The organism is Bacillus coahuilensis m4-4 (assembly GCF_000171615.1).
Lineage (GTDB): Bacteria > Bacillota > Bacilli > Bacillales > Bacillaceae_K > Bacillus_T > Bacillus_T coahuilensis.
Genome location: NZ_ABFU01000016.1, coordinates 1 through 15,579, shown reverse-complemented (window position 1 = coordinate 15,579; position 15,579 = coordinate 1). Strand labels below are relative to the sequence as shown.

Genomic DNA, 15,579 nt, shown 5'->3' with positions numbered 1-15,579 from the left:
GGGGAGAGAAGATGGCTGAATTACAACTGAAAAATCAATCAATGGAAGCACCAATTGTAGAAAATGAAGCTGAATCTCCTTGGCAGGAAGCATGGAGGACGTTTAAGAAAATAAGTTGGCGTTAACTGGATTTATCATTGTGGTAGGCTTTATTTTAGTTGCTTTATTCGCACCTATTATTGCCCCTGAATCGTATAATGATATTAAAGTAGACGACCGACTGCAGGCCCCTTCAAGTGAGCATTGGTTTGGAACGGATGACTTTGGACGAGATATTTTTTCTCGTGTTGTGTATGGTGCGCGAATCTCGTTATGGGTAGGATTCTTCTCTGTTGTTCTATCCGCTGTTGCAGGTAGCTTGCTAGGTATATTAGCAGGGTATTACGGCGGTTGGGTGGATACCATCATTTCGCGAATATTTGATATTATGCTTGCCTTTCCTAGTATTCTACTTGCCATTGCCATTGTGGCAGCTTTAGGACCATCATTACAAAATGCCTTAATCGCTATAGCTATTATTAATATTCCAAACTTTGGAAGGCTCATCCGATCTAAGGTACTGAGTGTGAAACAAGAGGAATATATTCTTTCTGCTAGAGCAATTGGCATGAAGGACCGACGCATATTATTTCGTCATATTCTACCTAATAGTATGACGCCTATCATTGTTCAAGGAACTTTAGCCATTGCAACAGCCATTATTGAAGCAGCTGCATTAGGATTTCTCGGATTAGGAGCACAGCCTCCTACTGCCGAGTGGGGCAAGATGTTATCTGACTCAAGGAAATTTTTAATTCAAGCACCGTGGACCATGATTTTTCCAGGGCTTGCGATTATGCTGACGGTTTTAGGATTTAACTTAATGGGGGACGGCGTGAGAGATGCTTTAGATCCACGAATGAAGAATTAAAAAAGGCTGCCAATATGGCAGCCTCTTCTTATGCGTCTTTAATATCAACTTCATTTTCATCTTGATGATAGCACTGGAAGCTGCTGATAAGAGTTTCAAGATGGGATACTTGTTCTTCATATTCTAAAACGGATGATAAAATGTGTAACAAGTGGTAGGTTTCAAACTGGTCATGTTCATCTACTAACTGCATTTCCTGTAAAAAGATTTTGGACAATTCTCTTCTTTCCACAGATAAACGATGGTCGTCACTGGCATCTGCATTCAGCTTTGATTTACCTACAAACTGAAGAATTAATTGTTCATGACGTATCATGAGGATATCTAATTGATCTTTTAAGAAAGAAAGAATCTCTTCAGGTAAATGAAGCAACTCATTTTCATAACGGTGAAATCGTTTTAAAGTTGTAAAGCTCTTTCTGTTCGTGTTAATCATCTGCCTGTAAACTACAAGCTTCCTTAGCTTTGCTGCTTCTTTTTGCTTCAAGTAATACCGTTCTTCTTTGAAATTAAGGTAGAGCTGTTCTGTTGCTACTAATTTTTCGTTCAGTTTCTCAATGTCCTTTTTTAATAGACTAAATTCAGAGGCTTGCCTTGAAGATAATCTTAGCCATTTAAAAATTTCTTCTGATACAGAGGAAATTTGGTTGTATAACTTCGTTTCATATTTTGGTGGAAGAAATATTAGATTTACTAGGAAAGAAGAAAATACCCCAACCATAATGGTTCCAAATCGAATAAAAGAAAAGAGGATAAAATCCTCAGATTCAATTTGCATAATCGCAATTAATGTAACTAAGGCAAGGCCAATGGTGTTTTCTATTTTAAATTTTAGAATTAATGCAATGGCAATAATGGCTGCTAATCCAATGACTACCGTGTGTTGACCAAATAGTAATACAAATAATACAGCAACCCCTGCACCAATTAAGTTGGCTTGGATTTGCTCCACAATGGATAAATACGAACGATAAATAGTGGGCTGCACCGCAAATACGGCAGCAATTCCCGCAAACACAGGTGACGGCAGCTGTAAGAATTCTGCTACATATAGTGCCAGTACAATCGCAACACCTGTTTTAAAATACGTGCACCTAATTTCATAAAAGAATCCTTTCATTATTCGCTAGTTCATCAGACTTTATACATAGTTTAGCCGAATAAAGTTGTTCTAAACAAAATGACTATACCTCTATCCTTGCGGGGACGCAAGAGAAAATTTGTGAAATTGTGCTACAACCTAAATTCAACTACATGGAAGAAGAATAGTACACCTATTCTTTTATTCTTAACCCCTAATAGATACAAAAGGAGGACTGACATCATGTCAGGACTGAATATAGGAGATATTATATTTCAGTTAGTTGCTTTAGGAGTTCCAGTAGGCTTCATAGTCATTTTCCTAAGGGTTATACGAATATCAAAACAGAAACAGGAGCAGTTATATCGTATAGAAGAACAATTAAACTCCTTACAAAAAAGCATTCAAGAAAAGAAATAATATAGATTTCTATCTAAAAAAGCAGAACGCCAAAACGTTCTGCTTTTTTCAATTATTCTGTCGAAATAGTTGGGTCCGCTTGTTCTTTAACAGGAACTACTTGTAAGAAATGTTTCTCAGGGTGCTGTAGTAAATTCTGAACATAAGCAGCATCTTCCTGGTGATCAGATGCCAGTAACGAGTGGTAAGTTGATAATAGTTCTGTTACATCAGCAATTCCTTGCTTATTTAAGTTTCCAAGAGTAACTTTTGCTCCCTTAGCAATTCGTCTTTCAAGTGCTTCTCTCGTTAATCCCATTTCTGGTTGTACACGGAGATAGATTACTCCACCGGTCATCCCTGCACAAATCCAAGGCCCAGGATCTCCTAATACAAGGCCTCTACCATTTGTCATATACTCAAATGCAAATCCTTTAATATTAGAGTACGTTCCGATATTTCCTGTTTCTTTTTCTGGAATTGGAGTTGTAACAAGTCCACCTATAATCATATCAGCACCGGATAAACGAATGCCTGCTCGAGAATCCGCATTTCCTTGAGCGACGAGTAAACCTTTCTGAGCCCCGTATCCAAAGCCTTTTCCAACAGATCCATTATAATAGTTACCGTTCGAGCCTTGCCCTTTAAGTACGGCAATAGAACCACCAAAGGATGTTTTCCCAATCCCGTCTTGACCCCCACCATGTACCAAAATGGAGATTCCGTCCGAATTGTAGGCGCCGAGACCGTTGCCTGGAACAGAACCTTCTCCGTACATTAAGTGAATAGATTTAGAGGTTGTTTCAGTTCCTCCTAGTCTACCTTTTACAAGACGACCAGAAACTCGGCTTCCAAGTACACGCTGTGTTGAGTTAATACGACTAAATGTACGTGAATGGAACAGCTCGTGTAGATGGCCATCTAAATATTCAGCTCCAGCTGCTGTTGCCGCGGTTGTCAGGGCGGCTTCATTTAATTCTTTGACGCTTTGGAACTGAGGTAAATCAAGGACTGCTAGAAGTTTTGTTAGATTGACTTGTTCTAACCCTTTTGTTTGAACGAGTAAATCTGATTTTCCTACGATATCCTGTAATCGTGTAACACCAAGCGAGCTTGTTAACTCTTTTAATTCTTCTCCAAAAGCGGTGAAGAGATTAACTAGCCCTTGAACGGCTAAATCAGATTGTCTTGGAACAAAGCGTCGTAATCCATGTTCTTTCGCTTGTGCCTCAGATTCAATTTGAGTGGCAATCCCAACGTGGCAAGTATCTAAGTGGCAGCCACGGCAAGTTGTACAGCCGATCGCAATCATAGAAAGGGTTCCGAATCCTATTCGATTTGCTCCAAGTAACATTACCTTGATGACATCGAGTGCACTTTTAATTCCGCCATCCGCCCAAAGCTCAACGGTGTCCCGTAAGCCTGCTTCAAGAAGTGCATTGTGAGCGGCCTTAACACCTACTTCAACAGGTAGGCCAACATGCTGAAGGGCATGAATTCTAGCAGCACCTGTTCCGCCATCAAATCCACTTAACGTAATGACGTCAGCACCTGCTTTGGCAATCCCAACAGCTATGGTACCAATATTAGGCACTACCGGTACCTTGACCGCTACTTTTGCTTCATCATTTGCTGTTTTCAACTCATGAATCATTTGCGCTAAGTCTTCAATGGAATAGATATCATGGTTATTTGAAGGGCTAATCAAATCTGACCCAATTGTTGCATTCCTTGCTTCAGCAATTTTGGCCGTTACTTTAGAACCGGGTAAGTGACCACCTTCACCAGGTTTTGCTCCTTGGCCAATCTTAATTTCTAAAAGGTTAGAAGAGTTTAAGAGTTCTGCGTTAACTCCAAATCGTCCGGATGCGACTTGTTGACCGCGGGTTTTCGGATATTGACCAATCATGTCTTTAATTTCTCCACCCTCACCGTTTAAGCTTACCATGTTGAGTCGTTCAGCTGCCTCAGCGTATGCACGGAAAGCAATTTCATTTTGAGACCCAAATGACATGCTCGCGATGATAAATGGAAGACTATGGTCACCAACGCTCAAATCAACGGAAGTAGCTTCTTTTTTGTCTGGAGATTCCTTGAGACTTGTAAGGTGCCGTAGTGCAGTAGGGTTCTTACTCTCCAGCTCTTCAATTTTTTCACGAAGGGGAGAATAATCACCACTTCTAGCAACATCTCCTATACTTTTCCATAGACGTGGAAATAGACTAAAGCTCTTACCTAGACGAACCTTTTCATCGTGATAATCTTTGCTTCTAGAAATAGCATCTTGCTTCATAGCGTCTAAATCGTACGCAAGATCCCTGTCACCGAAGAAATTCACTATGTTTAGTAATGAGGCAACCTCACTATGCAAGCCAATAGCAGAGAATAGACGGTCATAGCCACGGAGCTCATGAATACCTATAGTAGAAATAACTTTTTCAAGACCTTTATTTAATGCATGAAATAAATTTTTTGTCTTTTTCCGTTTCATTGTTTTCAATAACAGAGGAGAACATATAGTACGGACTTACAGCATCTGCACCTAATCCTAACGCTACAATCGTATCATGTAAATTTCGTAAAGAAGCAGAGCGTAAAACTAATGAGCAGGATCTTCTTAGTCCTGCAGCAGATAGCTCTTGATCTATAAAGCTTAAAGCTAAATGAGGGTCGAGCCATAACTGTCCTTCTCGATGAGAACGGCCGTCATCTAATACAATAATCGAATTTCCTTCTTCAACTAAACGAATGGCTTCAAGGGAAAGACGTTTCAGTGCATCTAATATGGATTCATCTTCTGTGAATGTTAACGACAATGTACAAAGTAGTGAATGCTTTTGAAAGTATGAAGCTACTTGATCAAAGCTTAGTTGTTCCAACGTCTCGGAGAGGCTATGACCAACTGTTCCTTCTATTAAAATAGGTGAAAATAATTCTACTAGTATAGTGCGTTTATGAGCGTGTTTATATGATGGACGCATACCGAGCACTGTTCTCGTAGAGAAGTGTTCACTTTCACGGTCACGGTCAATGGCAGGATTGGTCACAACGGCTACGCTTTCTTTTAAGAAGTCTGGAATGTTTTTTCTACTAGGGTTCATGGCAGCAAGTGGTGAGTCATGACCTAACGAACGAATAGGTTCTGCTCCTTTATCTGCCATTTGTTCAATTAACTGAACATGCTCACGTTCCCAGCCAAAAGCGGTGTAATGGTGATTTTCTATAGTTTGGTCTTCATAAATTTTCACTGAATCAAACTCGGGGAGAGAAAGGTGCTCATGATAATGTTCAACGTTTATGATTGCAGAAAAACGTGTATAATTCTCTTCTTGAAAGTCACGAGATGTGTAGACTTGAATGGTATCACCTTGCCATTTTAAGCCCACTTTTTCACCTGGTGAAAGTGGACGAGGTTCTGCGACATTATCAACTAGCGGAATTACACCTGGTTCTGAGGAGAAGACATAGCTGGTTTCCGTCTCTACCATCCATAATGGACGTAAGCCAAGAGAATCCACACTATACACAGCCTCATCACGGAATCTTGAGATAATTCCTGCAGGACCTTGAGCGAAATGCCCCCAAGTCTCGCGTAAATAGGTGTAATAGTCTTGTAGATGAGTAGGATATTTCTTTATTTCATTAATAATCGGAGGGAAAATCATATCCACTGCTTGAAATAAAGAAAGTCCATCGCGAGCGATTAACGTTTCAATTGTTCGATTCATATCCTGCGAGTCACTGCCGTTTTGAACAAGTGGCACATCAATCATTTTTGCTTCTTCTCGAAGTTTTGAAATGGTGTTAATTTCACCGTTATGGCCAAGAATACTAAAGGGTTGAACTCTAGAGAAGTTTGATAAGGTATTTGTTGAATAACGATTATGTCCAAGAGTCATAGTAGACGCCATTAAAGGATTGATCAAGTCTTGGTAATAGTGAAGGAGAGTTTCTCCGGACCCCATAGCTTTATAGACTACATAGTCTGGGCTTAACGATGCTACATGAATTCCCTCATTTCGTTCAAGCTCAACCGTTAAATCAAATATTTGTTGATCTATTTGTCTTAGCGATAATTCTGTTGGGAATAAAAAGGCAATTTGATAAAACGTTGGATCCTCTTGAAGAGCAATTGGGCCTAGAGCAGATGAGTTTGTCACTTTCGTATTGGCATACAAAAGCTCAATTCCTTTTTGTTTAAAATACTCTTCTATCTGAAAAGAAGAGGAAGGTGTAGGTTGATGAAAAATATGTCCTACAATGAATGAATGAGTGTCAACTAATTTTGCGTCCATTCCAGCTTCCGTTAATTTTTCCTTCCACAGGTCACGAGGAATATCTGTATGTACTCCTGCTCCGTCACCTTCACCATTAATAAAGCCTGCTCGATGATCCATTGTAATGAGAGCATCTATACATCTTCTAACATTTTCATACGTTGGGGTTTTTTTCTTTTCAATAGATGACACAATTCCACATGCATCGTGGGAACTTTTGTGGAAGTCTCTAAATTCACTAATGTGTTGATGTTGGTTTCCATTCATAAAAGAAACACCTCCGAAAGATTTGATTGTAAGTTTGGAAGGAGATGAGGAAGGGACTTTCAAAATTATAAATTTTCAGAACATTAACTCAATCATACCACGACTTGTATATTAATTCAAATTTTTATTCATTTAGTAGAGGGGGAGAAAAGCATCTTAGAGAAGATTTCTCTTTGTAAACGCTTACATATTAACGGTATACTAAATAAAACCCCAATGAATAATCGTTGGGGTTTTTGAATAAAAATTCATTTATTTTGCTAATTCACTGAATGCGTAGTCAACGGCCTTGAGGGTCTTTGCTATGTCTTCTTCAGTATGAGCGATTGTTAAGAACCACGCTTCGTATTTAGATGGAGCTAAATTGATTCCTTGGTTTAACATTATTTTAAAGAAACGAGCAAACATTTCACCGTCAGTATTTTCTGCTTGTTCATAATTTACCACTTTTTCTTTTGTAAAATAGACTGTTAAAGCGCCTTTTAATCGATTGATGGTAATAGGAGTATGGTGTTTCTCTGCTGCTTTTAAAATTCCTTCTTCTAAAACTGCACCCAATTGGTCTAGTTTTTCGTAGATACCCTTTTCTTTTAATACTTCTAGGCACGCGATTCCAGATTGAATCGAGGCCGGATTCCCTGCCATCGTGCCTGCTTGATAAGCAGGACCAAGTGGGGCGACACTTTCCATGATTTCACGCTTACCACCATAAGCACCTATTGGAAGTCCACCGCCAATAATTTTTCCAAGAGCAGTTAAGTCTGGTTGAACGCCTAACATATCTTGAGCACCACCGTACATAAAGCGAAAAGCCGTGATTACTTCATCGTAAATAACAAGAGATTGATGCTTATGAGAGATCTCATTGACACTTTCTAAAAAACCTTCTTTTGGCTCAACGATTCCAAAGTTACCGACGATTGGTTCGACGAGTACCGCTGCAATTTGGTCGCCCCATTTTTCCATTGCTTGTTGGAACGGTTCAATTTCATTAAATGGAACGGTAATGACTTCTTGTGCTATGCTCTTCGGAACACCTGCAGAATCAGGAGTTCCTAACGTAGCTGGGCCAGAGCCTGCTGCAACTAATACTAAGTCAGAATGACCGTGGTAGCAGCCTGCGAATTTAATGATTTTATCTTTCCCTGTATAGGCTCTTGCGACGCGAATCGTCGTCATTACAGCTTCCGTACCAGAGTTCACAAATCGAACCTTTTCAAGATTCGGCATTGCCTCTTGAAGCATATTGGCAAATTTCACCTCGTGACGAGTGGGTGTTCCGTAAAGAACACCTGTCTCTGCAGCTCGTGTAATGGCCTCTGTAATATGAGGGTGAGCATGGCCTGTGATGATTGGACCATAGGCTGCTAAATAATCGATATATTTATTGCCATCAACGTCCCAAAAATAAGCTCCTTTTGCTCGCTCCATTGCAATAGGAGAACCTCCTCCAACTGCCTTATAGGATCTTGATGGACTATTCACCCCTCCAACAATAACGTCTAGGGCTTCCTTATGTAAACGTTCAGATTCTGTGAAATTCATTGTTTTCCTCCTAGTCTCGTAACATCGTATTCATTTTAGTACGGGAAGAAGAGTTTAGCAAATAAGTAGAAGGATGTTTCTTCTACATGCATTATTTACACAGAAATCAAACACATGTGGTAAACTTGTAACGTTATTTTGGAATGGAAGGAGACATATTCCTTGGAAAATGCAATCGTAGTGAAAGGCTTAAAAAAGGAATTTAAATCATACTCAAGTCGCTCTGGTTTAAAGGGGGCGTTTCGTGACTTATTTACACGAAATTATAAAATCATTTCTGCTGTGGATGATATAAGCTTTACCGTTCGTAAAGGGGAGATGGTAGGGTACATAGGGGAGAACGGAGCAGGTAAATCCACTACCATTAAGATGCTTACGGGCATTCTTACTCCGACTGAAGGAAACATTGTGGTAAATGGAATGAATCCTCACAAAGAACGAGAAAAGTTTGTCCAAACAATTGGGGTTGTATTCGGGCAACGTTCACAGCTTTGGTGGGATATCGCTGTTCAAGAATCTTTCCAATTATTAAAGAAGGTGTACAATGTTCCAGATGACGTATATGAAGAACATATGAACCTCGTTATTGAAACCCTGGATATTAAACCTCTTTTAGATAAACCGGTGAGGAAATTGTCGTTAGGTCAACGGATGCGATGTGAACTCGCGGCAGCTCTTGTGCACAACCCACCGTTATTATTTCTAGATGAACCAACCATTGGATTGGATGTACTTGTAAAATTAAAGATTCGTCAATTTTTAAAAGAAATTAACGAAAAGTTTAACACAACAATCCTACTCACAACTCATGATTTATCTGATATTGAGGCATTATGTGAACGAGTCGTGATGCTAGATGAAGGAAAAATCATTTATGACGGTGCTTTACAAGACCTTAAGAAAAATTGGGGAGATTTTAAAGAACTCGAATTCCAATTTATTGAAACACCAGAGGTCTCTGCATTAGAGGAGTTAACACGGGATCTTAAAGTCGATTGGACTTTAGACGGAGTGGCGGGTTCTTACTGTGCATTAATTGAGTCTCGTGATGATTTAGTATCAGAGCTTATTGGCAGAATTGTCACAGCCTATAAAGTAAAAGATATGAAGGTGAACGAAACCAATACAGAAGAAATTATTCGTAATATCTATGAGAAAGGGATGTCTCATGGCTAAATATATTGAAATGATACGCATTCGCTTTCTGATGATGCTTGCGTATCGTACGAATTATTATACGGGGATTCTTATTTATGCAATTAACATAGGAGCTTATTATTTCCTATGGAAAGCTATCTACGGTGGACAAGGAAATATAGAAGGATTAACGGTCACCCAAATGACGACTTACGTCGCAATAGGCTGGATGGCAAGAGCCTTCTACTTTAATAATCTTGACCGAGAAATGGCTACGGAAATTAAAGAAGGGAAAGTGGCGGTGGAATTAATTCGACCCTATAGCTATCTGGGCATGAAAACCATGCAAGGACTCGGTGAAGGGATTTTTAGATTGTTTTTCTTTTCGGTGCCTGGAATGATTTTGGTTTCGCTTGTCTTTCCTATTATGTTGTCTGAAGACCCCACCATTTGGTTCTTTTTTGCCATATCCTTATTCTTAAGTTTTTTGTCTTTTTACACAAATCAACTTATTAACAGGAATGACCACTTTTTTCCTATTTAATAATGATGGCTTAATTCGAGCTAAGAGAGTGGTAATTGATTTATTTTCTGGTCTATTATTACCACTACACCTATTCCCATTGTGGGCACAATCGGTGATGAATTATTTGCCATTTAAGGGAATCAGCTATATTCCTAGCATGATTTTCACAGAAGGATTTTCTTTAACGGAAATAATGGAGGGTCTTCTGTTGCAATCGCTTTGGGTGGTTATATTATTTGTACCTATTGTGATCACATGGTCAGTTGCCAAACGAAAACTGGTTATACAAGGAGGGTGAGGTATGCGAGGAGTTCATATCTTTTTTGATTATGTCTCTCAATATATGAAAACACGGTTGCAATACCGTACAGACTTAATTGTAGAGTTTTTATCAGATTTACTTTTTCAAGCGGTCAACCTAATCTTTATTTTAGTAGTATTCGGCCACACGACCTCACTTAGTGGTTGGAGTAGAGAAGAAATCATCTTTATATACGGATTTTTCTTTAGTTCCTTTTGCTGTTTTTACCTCCTTCTTTAATATTTGGGATTTTAATGAACGGTATATTGTCAAAGGGGAGATGGACCGAATCTTAACTCGACCTATTCATAGTCTTCTTCAGATTGTATTAGAGAGGATGGAATTGGAGTCATTGTTTGGCGCGATCACAGGAATTATCATCATGATCTATGCAGGAAGTGAGCTAGAAATTAGCTTCTCTTGGTACGACCCATTTATTTTTCTATTATTTGTGATTGGCGGGTCATTTGTCTACGCTGGGTTATTTGTTTCGATTGCTAGTATTAGCTTTTGGTCAGATGCGAGGACAACCATTATGCCAATGATGTATAACATTGGTAACTATGGACGTTATCCTGTAGACATTTACAATGGAATCATTCGTTTTGTATTAACATGGATTCTTCCTTTTGCGTTTGTTGGAGTGTACCCTTCAGCTTATTTCTTAGGGAAAAGTGAGTGGTATGTGTATTCGTTCCTTACTCCAATTATCGGGATCGTGTTCTTTTGTTTTTCTATAATCCTTTGGAATGAAGGGGTAAAGAGGTACCGTGGTGCCGGGAATTAACTACCTATGGAATAGATGCATTCCCATCTATTTCTTTTTTTTGTCAGAAAAGTTGCCTTCTTTGTTTTGTAATCCTTGATTAACTTTTCATAGAAGTTTTTCCAATGTGGACATGTTCCAATCCTTGCTTTCATAAAATGAGAATAATAATGGGTAAGGATGCGATATTGTATGTACTTATTGATTGGTACGCTAGTAATCTTTATTTTATGGAAAAGTTTAAAGGAACTCTTTCGGCCGAGGGATAAGCATTCCCATCATATCTCTCTTTCTCATCTTTGGTATATTGGAACAATATACATTAATTTCATGCTAGGCTTTTGCTTGCTGTACCTACTGTTCGAAATCAGAGGAGAGCATATATTAATAGAAAATAATGAAATAATGAACGGGTCGTTTCCTCATCTTTTTTTCACCTGCCTGTACTTTAGCGGAGTAACAATATTTTCCCTAGGATACGGAGATATTACTCCAGTAGGGATTGGAAGAGGAATTGCTTTAATGGAATCTTTTTTAGGGTATGTCATCCCTGCCGCCTTTGTTGTTCGATCTTTTTTAATAAGTGAAACTCCTAATAGTTGAAATCAGTGTCTTCATTCGATACTCTATCCATATAGATTAAAGGAGGATGATTGGTATGACAGTTGAGGTAGGAAATAAAGCTCCTGATTTTACAGCTTTAGCGAGTAATGGAGAAAAGGTAAGTTTATCTGATTACAAAGGAAAGAATGTTGTTCTTTACTTTTACCCAAAAGATATGACACCTGGATGTACTACAGAAGCGTGTGATTTCAGAGATCAACACACAAGCTTCGAGGATTTAGATGCTGTAATACTTGGAGTTAGCCCAGACCCACTTGCTTCACATGAGAAATTTATTAACAAGCATGATCTTCCATTTTTATTAGTAGCAGATGAAGACCATTCTGTTTCTGAAGCATATGGAGTTTGGCAATTGAAGAAGAATTTTGGTAAAGAATATATGGGCGTTGTTCGTTCTACCTTCATCATTGATAAAGAAGGAAACCTTGCAAAAGAGTGGAGAAAGGTGAAAGTAGACAACCACGTGACAGAAGCTCTTACATTTATTAAAGAAAATCTTTCGTAACCTAGCCCATTTTTTATGGAACAGGCGATTGTCCAAGCAAGAAAGAGACGAGTACATACAGTATAGTAGGGCATACCTCCTCATAAGTATAGTCTCGGAAACTTTAAAGACCAGTGTAGACTGGTCTTCTTTTTTGAATTAAGGAGGAGAGAGCAAGATATGAGAATTGTTGTGACATTCTTACCTTCAGAGAAACTGCAAAAGGAGCTACAGGAAGAATTTAAAAACTGTGAATTTACTTTCGTGAAGAATATCGAAAATGGTCATGAATCCATCTTAAAAGAGGCGGAAGTTATTGTCACATATGGAGAAGATATAACAGATGAAATGGTAGAAAATATGCCTAGTGTTAAATGGTTTATGGTGGCATCTGCAGGGTTGGAAAAAATGCCGTTAAAATGGATAGAAGAAAAAAACATCTTGTTAACAAACGCAAAGGGCATCCATAAGAAACCAATGGCAGAGTTTGCAATAGGAACCATTCTGCGTCATGCGAAGAGATTCCAAGAGCTCGACAGACAGCAGCAAGCCCAAACTTGGAATAGAAGGTTACCATTTAAAGAACTTACAGATGACACGTTATTAATTGTAGGTACTGGAGCCATCGGACAGGAGATTGCCAAATTTGCCAAAGCGTTTGACATCCAAACAGTCGGTATTAATACGTCGGGAAAACGGGTTCCTTACTTCGATGAAACATTTTCTATGGGCATGCTTGGTGAAATACTCTCAAAAGCAGATTATGTGATTAACCTTCTTCCTAGTACTCCATCAACTCGATATGTTTATGATCTTGAGCATTTCGACAAGATGAAATCTTCTGCTGTCTTTATTAATCTTGGGCGTGGTGATGCAGTTAGCCAAGATGTTCTAGTAGAGGGGGCGAGGAAAATAGCCCATTTATACTTAGATGTATTTGAAATCGAACCTTTGCCAAAGGAGAGCCCTCTTTGGACATCACCAAACGTAACCATTACACCTCATATTTCAAGTATTTCCTCTTATTATCAAATTAGAGCAATGGAAATATTTAAAGAGAACTTACATGCATATCTTAATGGAAAAGAACACTTTTTGAATCAAGTTCCCCCAAGCAGAGGATATTAAAGTATGAAAAAAGACTGTAGGCTATAGTAAAAAATATGCAGGATATTGTAATCACATTGACAAAAGTTCCGTATTATTAGTACACTAATTATAAATATTATAATGTAATAATCATAATCTAATTAGAAAGAGGTGCATGGCGATGTCTGATCAGATTAAAGAGGCTATTGAAACCTTGAAACAAACTGGTGTAAGGATTACTCCTCAACGTCATGCGATCCTTGAGTACTTAGTAGAATCCATGGCTCATCCAACAGCTGATGATATTTATAAATCACTGGAAGGAAAGTTTCCGAATATGAGCGTGGCTACCGTATATAATAACCTACGTGTATTCAAGGAAGTAGGCTTAGTGAAAGAATTAACGTACGGGGACGCTTCTAGTCGTTTCGATTTTGTTACGACAGATCATTATCATGCTATTTGTGAAGATTGCGGTAAGATCGTTGATTTTCATTATCCTGGTCTTAATGAAGTGGAGCATTTAGCTTCCCACGTGACAAACTTTCAGGTTAGTCATCATCGCATGGAAATCTATGGTCAATGCCCAGATTGCCAAAAACAGAAACAACATTAAAAAAGCTAACCGAGGAGGTTAGCTTTTTTTCTTACTATTATATTTTTCGTCAAACTCTTTCCCTTCTAAAGTAGGGTCAAGTGTCATTGGTTCATTACAATACATACACATATCTACTCTTCCTAGCATTTTTGTCACTTTACCACAGCTAGGACATTGAACCTGAACCGCTTTTGTTGAAAGCATTCCTATCCAAAAATACACGACAGTACTTGCGATAATTGCTAAGAAACCTATAATAATAAACAGTGCCATAACAATTGGGTTTTCTCTGAAGAAGATACCTACATACATGATAATAATCCCAATAAAAAATTAAGCTAAGGGCAAAGGTTCGAATTTTATTGATTTTATTTGAATACTTGGCCATCTTGATTCTACCTCCTAATCCTTACAATACTATACCATATTGAAAGACCGAGAGGATACGTTTAACTTCAAAATGTAAGTTTGAGAAGGACTTTGGAGAATCTTGTAGAAGATAGTACAAACCCATATTATTGGAGGAATAAATAATGGAACATATCCTAAGACCCATATATCAAGAACGAGCAAGCGACTTAAATACACAAGGTGTCCTTCTTATAGAAAAACTTGAAAAGTCATTCCATATAACTGACACATTCGATGCTGTACTACTAATGATAGTAAAGGAATCAAATCAACCAATCTTTATTAAACACTATCAGTATAAAGATAAAAAAGCAGCGTTACATATTGTGACTGAGTCCCAATTAAGAGAATGGCTTTTGCTTGGTTCAAATCGAAAAATAGTAGATTGGCTTTTTAACGGTAAAATATTATTTGATCGCAATGAGTATGTAGAGAAACTCAAAATGGAATTACGTGATTTTCCTTTCTATGGAAGGAAGATTAAAATGGGAATGGAATTTTCTAAATTAATCCGACGTTATACAGATGGAAAAGCATTCTATGAAAAAAAACAATATTTAGATGCTTATAACCATATCATTCATTCCTTGCATCATCTAGCTAGACTAGCAGTCATTGAACAAGGTTTTCAACCAGAAATCACTGTATGGTCTCAAGTAAAACAAATAGATCCTGAAATCTATAAACTTTATGAAGAGTTAGTGAAAGTGAAGAGGCTCTAGATAAGCGAATTGAACTATTGTTCATAGCGAGTGAGTTCCTAATAAATTCAAGAGCGAAAACTTGCTCAGAACATATAGTAGATATAATGAAAGAAAAAGAGGAATGGACTTTCCAAGAATTACAGGAGCATGAGTTATTAAATCATTATGGAGTAGATTTAGGGGTGTTGTTAGAGTATTTAATAGAAAGAGGAATAATCAATACAATTCTTGCTGAAACAAAGGGCCCAAGCTTATTCCATAGGTATTATACAATTTCTTAAAAAAACTTTAATAAAAGTATTGACCAATCGAAATTATATTGGTATATTATTAAACGTCGCTGCTGAACAACACACTTTGTTGCTCAGCGGTGATGAAAAAAATAGAAAATAACTGTTGACTCAATGAGTTAAATGAGTTATTATAACGAAGTCGCTGTTTTTTAATGAAAACGAAGAGG

Annotated in this window: 8 protein-coding genes and 6 pseudogenes; 10 read left to right on the top strand and 4 right to left on the bottom strand. The window is 38.1% G+C overall.

The features are described from left to right. Nucleotides 1-11 precede the first annotated feature (11 nt). Nucleotides 12-910, top strand: a pseudogene (nikC, locus tag M44_RS20045) (nickel transporter permease). Nucleotides 911-938: 28 nt separating this feature from the next. Here the strand turns inward: nikC and M44_RS20040 are convergent. Beyond that, nucleotides 939-2,030, bottom strand: a complete 1,092-nt coding sequence (locus M44_RS20040) for an aromatic acid exporter family protein (protein ID WP_010170940.1) — start codon at nucleotides 2,028-2,030, stop codon at nucleotides 939-941. Nucleotides 2,031-2,234: 204 nt separating this feature from the next. Between M44_RS20040 and M44_RS26755 the strand changes: the two genes are divergently transcribed. Further along, complete coding sequence (locus M44_RS26755; RefSeq protein ID WP_010170938.1) at nucleotides 2,235-2,411, top strand: hypothetical protein; 177 nt, start codon at nucleotides 2,235-2,237, stop codon at nucleotides 2,409-2,411. Between the two features lie 52 nt (nucleotides 2,412-2,463). Here the strand turns inward: M44_RS26755 and M44_RS20035 are convergent. Together M44_RS20035 and M44_RS03565 are read right to left on the bottom strand one after the other, a co-directional pair. After that, nucleotides 2,464-6,934 (bottom strand): annotated as a pseudogene (locus tag M44_RS20035) (glutamate synthase-related protein). 252 nt (nucleotides 6,935-7,186) lie between these two features. After that, nucleotides 7,187-8,479: a glutamate-1-semialdehyde 2,1-aminomutase gene (locus M44_RS03565; protein WP_010170936.1), complete on the bottom strand. Its 1,293-nt coding sequence runs from the start codon at nucleotides 8,477-8,479 to the stop codon at nucleotides 7,187-7,189. 162 nt (nucleotides 8,480-8,641) lie between these two features. Between M44_RS03565 and M44_RS03560 the strand changes: the two genes are divergently transcribed. From M44_RS03560 to perR, 7 genes and pseudogenes are all read left to right on the top strand, one after another. Beyond that, nucleotides 8,642-9,655: an ABC transporter ATP-binding protein gene (locus M44_RS03560; protein ID WP_010170935.1), complete on the top strand. Its 1,014-nt coding sequence runs from the start codon at nucleotides 8,642-8,644 to the stop codon at nucleotides 9,653-9,655. Then, nucleotides 9,648-10,440: pseudogene (locus tag M44_RS20030) on the top strand (ABC transporter permease). The gene M44_RS03560 and the pseudogene M44_RS20030 overlap by 8 nt, the downstream one beginning before the upstream one ends. A 3-nt stretch (nucleotides 10,441-10,443) precedes the next feature. Further along, nucleotides 10,444-11,230: pseudogene (locus tag M44_RS20025) on the top strand (ABC transporter permease). Nucleotides 11,231-11,401: 171 nt separating this feature from the next. Further along, nucleotides 11,402-11,812, top strand: a complete 411-nt coding sequence (locus tag M44_RS03545; protein WP_010170933.1) for a potassium channel family protein — start codon at nucleotides 11,402-11,404, stop codon at nucleotides 11,810-11,812. 55 nt (nucleotides 11,813-11,867) lie between these two features. Beyond that, nucleotides 11,868-12,338, top strand: a complete 471-nt coding sequence (gene bcp, locus M44_RS03540) for a thioredoxin-dependent thiol peroxidase (RefSeq protein WP_010170929.1) — start codon at nucleotides 11,868-11,870, stop codon at nucleotides 12,336-12,338. Nucleotides 12,339-12,497: 159 nt separating this feature from the next. Then, complete coding sequence (locus M44_RS03535; RefSeq protein ID WP_010170927.1) at nucleotides 12,498-13,445, top strand: D-2-hydroxyacid dehydrogenase; 948 nt, start codon at nucleotides 12,498-12,500, stop codon at nucleotides 13,443-13,445. A 142-nt stretch (nucleotides 13,446-13,587) separates the two neighbouring features. Further along, nucleotides 13,588-14,022, top strand: a complete 435-nt coding sequence (perR, locus tag M44_RS03530; protein WP_010170925.1) for a peroxide-responsive transcriptional repressor PerR — start codon at nucleotides 13,588-13,590, stop codon at nucleotides 14,020-14,022. Between the two features lie 18 nt (nucleotides 14,023-14,040). Here the strand turns inward: perR and M44_RS20020 are convergent. Further along, nucleotides 14,041-14,392: pseudogene (locus tag M44_RS20020) on the bottom strand (YgzB family protein). Between the two features lie 145 nt (nucleotides 14,393-14,537). Between M44_RS20020 and M44_RS20015 the strand changes: the two are divergent. After that, a pseudogene (locus tag M44_RS20015) lies at nucleotides 14,538-15,400 on the top strand (nucleotidyltransferase-like protein). Nucleotides 15,401-15,579 lie beyond the last annotated feature (179 nt).

Coding starts and splice junctions, on each gene's coding strand:
- perR (WP_010170925.1), top strand. CDS start 13,588: ATGTCTGATCAGATTAAAGAGGCTATTGAAACCTTGAAACAAACTGGT.
- M44_RS03545 (WP_010170933.1), top strand. CDS start 11,402: ATGTACTTATTGATTGGTACGCTAGTAATCTTTATTTTATGGAAAAGT.
- M44_RS20040 (WP_010170940.1), bottom strand. CDS start 2,030: ATGAAAGGATTCTTTTATGAAATTAGGTGCACGTATTTTAAAACAGGT.
- bcp (WP_010170929.1), top strand. CDS start 11,868: ATGACAGTTGAGGTAGGAAATAAAGCTCCTGATTTTACAGCTTTAGCG.
- M44_RS03565 (WP_010170936.1), bottom strand. CDS start 8,479: ATGAATTTCACAGAATCTGAACGTTTACATAAGGAAGCCCTAGACGTT.
- M44_RS26755 (WP_010170938.1), top strand. CDS start 2,235: ATGTCAGGACTGAATATAGGAGATATTATATTTCAGTTAGTTGCTTTA.
- M44_RS03535 (WP_010170927.1), top strand. CDS start 12,498: ATGAGAATTGTTGTGACATTCTTACCTTCAGAGAAACTGCAAAAGGAG.